Raw genomic sequence first — 6,036 nt, 5'->3', positions numbered from 1 at the left:
CCGTCGATCTCCTTGCCGCGCGTGTCGCGGAGGGTGGTCGGGATGCCGGCGGCGTTGAGCCGGCGCACGAACTCGTCCTGCACCGAGACCTCCGACGCGGTCCAGATCGACCCCGGCGTCGGGTTCAGCGGGATGGGGTTCACGTGCACCCAGCCGCGCCCGCGGGCGTTGAGCTTCTCGGCGAGGAGGTCGGCGCGCCACGCGTGGTCGTTCATGTCCTTGATGAGCGCGTACTCGATCGACACGCGGCGGCCGGTCTTCTCGAAGTAGCCGCGGGCGGCGTCGAGGGCCTCGTCGACCTTCCAGCGCGAGTTCACCGGGATGAGCTCGTCGCGCAGCTGGTCGTCGGGCGCGTGCAGCGACAGCGCGAACGTCACCGGGATGTCCTCGGCGGCGAGCTTCGTGATCGCCGGGACCAGCCCCACGGTCGAGACGGTCACGCCGCGCGCGCTCATGCCGAGGCCGTGCTTCTTGTCTGTCATGACGCGCACCGCGTGCATGACGCGCGCGTAGTTGGCGAGCGGCTCGCCCATGCCCATGAACACGATGTTCGTGACCCGCTCGGCCTCGTGCCCGACCTTGCGGGGGTCGCCCAACTGGCCGTCGGCGATGACGCGGTTGGCCCGCACGACCTGCTCGACGATCTCGGCGGACGACATGTTGCGGGTCAGGCCCGCCTGGCCGGTGGCGCAGAAGGGGCAGTTCATGCCGCATCCCGCCTGCGACGACACGCACAGCGTGATGCGGCCCGGGTAGCGCATGAGCACCGACTCGACGAGGGCGCCGTCGTGCAGCTTCCACAGGAACTTGATCGTGTCGCCGCGGTCGGTCTGCAGGCGCCGCACCTCGGTCAGCAGGGGCGGCAGCATGCCGGCGACGAGCTCGTCGCGGACGGATGCGGGCAGGTCGGTCATGCGCGCGGCATCCGACGTGTAGCGGGTGAAGTAGTGCTTCTCGAGCTGCTTCGCCCGGAATCCCGGCATCCCGAGCTCGGCGACCTTCTCGACGCGCTGCTCGGGCGTGAGGTCGGCGAGGTGCACGGGCGGCTTGCCGCGCTTGGGCGAGGCGAACTGCAGCAGCGGACGGCCCTCGGCGTCCTTCTGCTGCGACCATCCCTCGGTCGCCGGGCGGACCTGGCGGGTCTTCGTGGCGCGCACGGGCACGGTCTCGGTCATCCCTCCAGGCTAACGACCCGCGCCTGCACGAACCCCCGGAGCGCACGCCTACGCTGGAGGGATGTCCCGCTCGCGTCGCATCGTGTTCATCGACGTCGACGGCACCCTGATCGACGAGGACGAGCGCATGGCGCGATCGTCGGTGCAGGCCGTGCGGCTGGCCCGCGCGAACGGGCACCTCGTGTTCGTGTGCACGGGTCGCGGGCGCCGCGAGATCTACCCCGCGATCCGCGACATCGGCTTCGACGGCGCCATCAGCGCCGGCGGCGGCTTCGCCGAGGTGGGCGGCGAGCTCGTCATCTCGCGCACCATGCCGATCGAGGCGGCCGCGCGCATGGTCGCCTTCTACGAGGATGCCGGCTACGACTACTACCTGCAGGCGTACGACCAGCTCTACCCGAGCCCCCACGTCGTCGACCGCTACGTCGGCTACTTCGGCGCCGACCGGCTGCATCACCAGGAGCCCCACCCGGACATGTTCCCGGTGGTCTCGGCCGACGACCATCCGCTCATCGCGGCGCTCGCCGACACGCGCCGGCCGCGGTTCGACGGCATCGCCAAGTCCGGCTTCCTCGCCGACGACCTCACGGCGTTCGACCGCGTCGTGCACGCGTTCGGCGACGAGTTCCACGTCATCACCGGCACCGTGCCGCACATGGGCAACGGCAGCGGCGAGGTGACCCTCGCGGGCGTCAACAAGGGCACCACGATCGTGCAGCTGCTGGACCTCCTCGGCATGTCCACGGCAGCGGCCATCGGGATCGGCGACAGCATGAACGACCTCGAGATGCTCGAGGTCTGCGGCGTGGGCATCGCGATGGACAACGCCTCCGACACGGTCAAGGCGCACGCCGACGAGGTCACCACCGCCGTCGCGGACCACGGCGTGTGGAACGCGTTCCTCCGCCACGGTCTGCTCTGAGGCTCCCGGCGCACGCGCGCCCGGTGAGGGATCCGGTCGTCACGGGCGAGACCGGCTCGACGCGACGGCGTCCGTTCGCCATCATGGCCTCAGGATCCGCGGGAACGGGGCGAGCATGGACGACGACCGGAAGCTGGAGGCGCTGCACGCGCGCGTCGCCGAGCTGGAGGCGCAGAACCACGAGCTGCGCGCCGCCTCGCCCTCCGCTCCGGGCGCCGCGCACGACCGGACGACCGCGGGGCGCTGGCGGGCGGTCGTCGCCGCGGTGCTGATCACGGTGGCCGTGGTCCTCGCCCCCGTCGCGACGCTCGGCACGTGGGCGCGGACGCAGCTCGTCGACACCGAGCGCTTCGTGCAGACCTTCGCCCCGCTCGCGCATGAGCCGGCCGTGCAGTCGTTCGTGAGCGATCAGGTGATGGATGCCATCGACGAGAACCTCGACATCGACGGGCTCGTCGGCGACCTGTTCGCCGGCATCGACGGGCTCGGCCTGCCGCCGCGGGCGGCCGCCGCGCTCGCTCTCCTGGAGGCCCCGGCGGCCGACGGCGTGCGTTCGCTGATCGCAGACGGCGTCGATCGCGTGGTCGAGTCGCCGCAGTTCGCGAACCTGTGGGAGGGCGCGCTGCGCGAGACGCACCGTCGCGCGATCGCGGTGATCCAGGGCGATCCGAACGCGGTCCTCCGGCTCTCGGAAGACGGCACGCTCTCGCTCGAGCTGAGCGTCGTGATCGAGCAGGTCAAGGAGGCGCTCGTCGCGCGGGGCCTCGGGTTCGCGGAGCGCATCCCTGCGATCGACCGGTCCATCCCCATCGTGACGGCGGATGCGCTCGTCCTGGTGCGGACGATCTACCAGGTCGCGGTGGCGGCGGGCTACTGGCTGCCCTGGGCGGTGCTCGGGCTGCTCGGCGTCGGCATCGCCGTGGCCCGCCGGCGAGCGCGCGCGCTCGCGTGGGCGGGGTTCGGGCTCGCGGCCTCGTTCCTGCTGCTCGCGGCGGGCATGGGGATCGGCGAGCAGTTCTTCATCGGGACGGTGAGCCCGTCGGTCATGCCTGCGGCCACCGCGCAGACGCTGTTCGACCAGCTCACCGCGCTCATCTCGTCGACGATCCTCGCGCTCGTCGTCCTAGGCGTGTTCGTCGGGATCGGCGGCTGGCTGGCCGGAGGCTCCGCGCCGGCACGCGCGGTGCGCGGCATCGCCGGGCCGGGCTTCGCGGCTGTCCGCTCCGCCGCCGATCGGCACGGACTGGACCCGCGCGGGTTCGGCGCGCTGGTGGAGCGGTGGCGTTCGGCGATCGTCGCGGTCACGGCGGGGATCGGCGTGCTCGTGCTGTTCCTGAACCGTCCCGCCACGGTGGGCTCCGTGCTGTCGACGCTCGTCGTCGTGCTCGCGGTGCTCGTCGTCGTCGAGCTGGTGCGCCGGCCCGCGATCGGCATGCGCAGAGCCGAGGTCGAGGAGACACGGAACGGCGACGGCGAGCCGGGCGGCACGGAGGTCGAGCCCGCCGCCGAGGCCACCGCCGGCTCGGCCGTCGGAGCCGGCGCAGACACCGGGCCGGCCGCTCAGGCGGGCAGCACGACTCCGGTGTAGGACGCGAGGGCGGCGAGGAGCTCGCGCTGGAACCGGGCGTCGTGCGCGGCGGGATGCGGCCGGCGCGGCGCGCGGTGGTGCCAGTACGCACCCGACCGCGGCGCGATGTCGCCCTCCGGCGCGGTCGCGAGCCACACCTGCGTGCGGTGCCCCTCGTCGAGGTCGTCCGGCGCGCCCGGGCCGCCCATGCGCGTGGGCACCCAGCCCGGGTCGACGGTATGCACCATCGTGTCGGGATGCCGCGCGGCGAGCGCCATCGCCAGCGCGGTGACGTGCAGCTTGCTCGTCTCGTACGCCCTGACCCCGGGCCTGCCGAAGTCGACGGCCGACAGGTCGGTGGAACCGCCCATGTGCATCGAGCTGCCGAGGAGGATCGTGCGCTTCGGCGGCGTCATGAGCGCCGTGAGCAGATAGGGGGCGACGATGTTCACGGCGTACACGTCCGGGCCGTCGAGGACGCCGGCGTTGTGGACGACCGCGTCGAACCGGCCGATCCCGTTCGCGCGCTCGGCGAGCCGGACCGTCTCGTCGGCGTGCGCGAGGTCGCCGTGGATGATCTCGCGCATGCCGTCCCACGCCTCGTCGCCGCCGGTGCGCGCGGTGTTGCGGGCGTGCAGCACGACGTCGTGGCCCGCCTCGGCGAGCGCGGTCGCGGTCGCGAGCCCCAGCCCGGTCGAGGCGCCGGTGACGAGGACGAGTGCCATCCGTGGCTCCCTTCGGAGGGTCCGGCGCGGGCGCGCCCCCACGAGTATCACGCAGTGACGGACGCATGACGGGGAACCGCGCGGAGAGCCAAGGACTCGCTCGAGGCCGCTGTCGAGGCCCGTTCCACGCCGATCCGACACCGCGTGCGACGCAGTCCCGGCGCCCTTAGGACCGCGTCGGAACGCGTGCCGGGCGAGGCATGGACGCCTCGATAGGATCGAGATCTCGCCGCGCTCCTCTCGTGGATCGTGCGGCCCGGTCCCCCGCACCGTACGCGGGCCTCCCACCCCACCCTCGTTCAGGAAGCCTGACGTCGCTCGAATGACCCCGGAAACCGCCCGCCCCACCGCTCGTCTGCCGCTCGTGATCTACGTGCTCGCGGCCGGCGTGTTCCTCATGAGCACGACCGAGCTCGTCATGGCGGGCATGCTGCCCGGCATCGCGGAGAGCTTCGGGATCGGCGTGGGCGAGGCGAGCCTGGGCATCACCGTCTTCGCGATCGGGATGATCGTCGGCTCGCCGCTCATGGCGATCCTGACCCTCAGGCTCCCCCGTCGCCTCGCGCTCGCGCTGGCGCTGCTGCTCTTCTCGTTCGGGCACGTCCTGGCCGCCACCGCCCCCGCGTTCGGAGTGCTCCTGGCGGCCCGGTTCGTCACCGCGTTCGCGACCGGCGCCTTCTGGGCGGTGACGGCGATCGTGGTCGTCAAGGCCGCGGGCCGTGCGGCGCCGCGCGCGCTCGGCATCGTGCTCGGCGGCGGGATGCTCGCCAACGTCGTCGGCGTGCCGCTCGGCGCATTCGCGGCGCAGGCGATCGGCTGGCGCGTGCCGTTCTGGGTGCTCGCCGTGGTCGCGCTCGCGGGAGCCGTCGTCATGTACCGCCGGGTGCCGGTCGACCCGCCGGCGGCGCACGTGCCCTCGGTGCGCGCCGAGTTCCGGAGCCTCAAGGACGTCCGCGTGTGGCTCGTCTACGCGAGCGCCGCGATCGTGTGCGGGTCGTGCCTCGCGGCCTACAGCTTCATCTCGCCGCTCCTGACCGAGAGCACGGGCCTGCCGGCATCCGCCGTGCCGCTCGTGCTCATGGTCTACGGCGTCGGTGCGCTCGTCGGAGCCAACCTCGGCGGGCACCTCGGCGCGCACCGCCCCTATGCGGTGATGTTCGTCGCCGCGATCATGATGTTCCTCGTGCTCGTGGCGCTCGCGCTGTTCTCGCACACGGCCGCCGTGGCGGTGCCGCTCCTCGGCCTGCTCGGCCTGTTCGGCACGGCCACGAACCCGCTCCTGATCGGCAAGGCCGTGCACTACGCGAACCACGCGACCCTCGCCGCCGCGCTGAGCACGTCGTCGTTCAACGTCGGCATCGCGGTCGGCACGTCGCTCGCCGGCTTCGCCCTCGGCACGGGCCTCGGAACGACCGGACCGGTCGTGGTGGGGGCCGCGATCGCGGCGCTCTACGTGGTGCCGCTCACGATCCTGCGGCGCAAGGACCGCGCCGAGGCGGCGCGCCAGGGAGTGGCCGCCGACACCGTCGTGGTCTCCACGATGACGGGCGCCCTCGTGGTCCCGACCACGACGACCGCGATCCCGGTGGCCCCCATGACGACCGCGATCGCCGTCCCGGCCATGACCAGCGCGATCCCCGCGCCGCC

Annotated in this window: 5 protein-coding genes; 3 read left to right on the top strand and 2 right to left on the bottom strand. The window is 72.8% G+C overall.

All coding sequences use genetic code 11. The features are described from left to right. A partial coding sequence (gene rlmN / locus WML84_RS12020; protein WP_347346382.1) for a 23S rRNA (adenine(2503)-C(2))-methyltransferase RlmN occupies window positions 1–1,175 on the bottom strand: 1,175 nt, incomplete at its 3' end. Between the two features lie 61 nt (window positions 1,176–1,236). Here rlmN and WML84_RS12015 point away from each other — a divergent pair. Beyond that, a complete protein-coding gene (locus WML84_RS12015) occupies window positions 1,237–2,097 on the top strand; it encodes a Cof-type HAD-IIB family hydrolase (RefSeq protein ID WP_347346381.1) in 861 nt (286 codons plus the stop codon). 115 nt (window positions 2,098–2,212) lie between these two features. Further along, window positions 2,213–3,685: a hypothetical protein gene (locus WML84_RS12010; RefSeq protein ID WP_347346380.1), complete on the top strand. Its 1,473-nt coding sequence runs from the start codon at window positions 2,213–2,215 to the stop codon at window positions 3,683–3,685. Here the strand turns inward: WML84_RS12010 and WML84_RS12005 are convergent. Beyond that, on the bottom strand, window positions 3,658–4,389 hold the full coding sequence (locus WML84_RS12005) for an SDR family NAD(P)-dependent oxidoreductase (protein WP_347346379.1): 732 nt from the start codon (window positions 4,387–4,389) through the stop codon (window positions 3,658–3,660). The two genes, WML84_RS12010 and WML84_RS12005, sit on opposite strands and share 28 nt — an antisense overlap. 322 nt (window positions 4,390–4,711) lie before the next feature. Between WML84_RS12005 and WML84_RS12000 the strand changes: the two genes are divergently transcribed. Next, the coding region (locus WML84_RS12000; RefSeq protein WP_347346378.1) for an MFS transporter at window positions 4,712–6,036 on the top strand (1,325 nt) is incomplete at its 3' end.

The organism is Microbacterium sp., from assembly GCF_039812165.1.
Lineage (GTDB): Bacteria > Actinomycetota > Actinomycetes > Actinomycetales > Microbacteriaceae > Microbacterium.
This window is presented reverse-complemented; position numbering and strand designations above follow the sequence as displayed.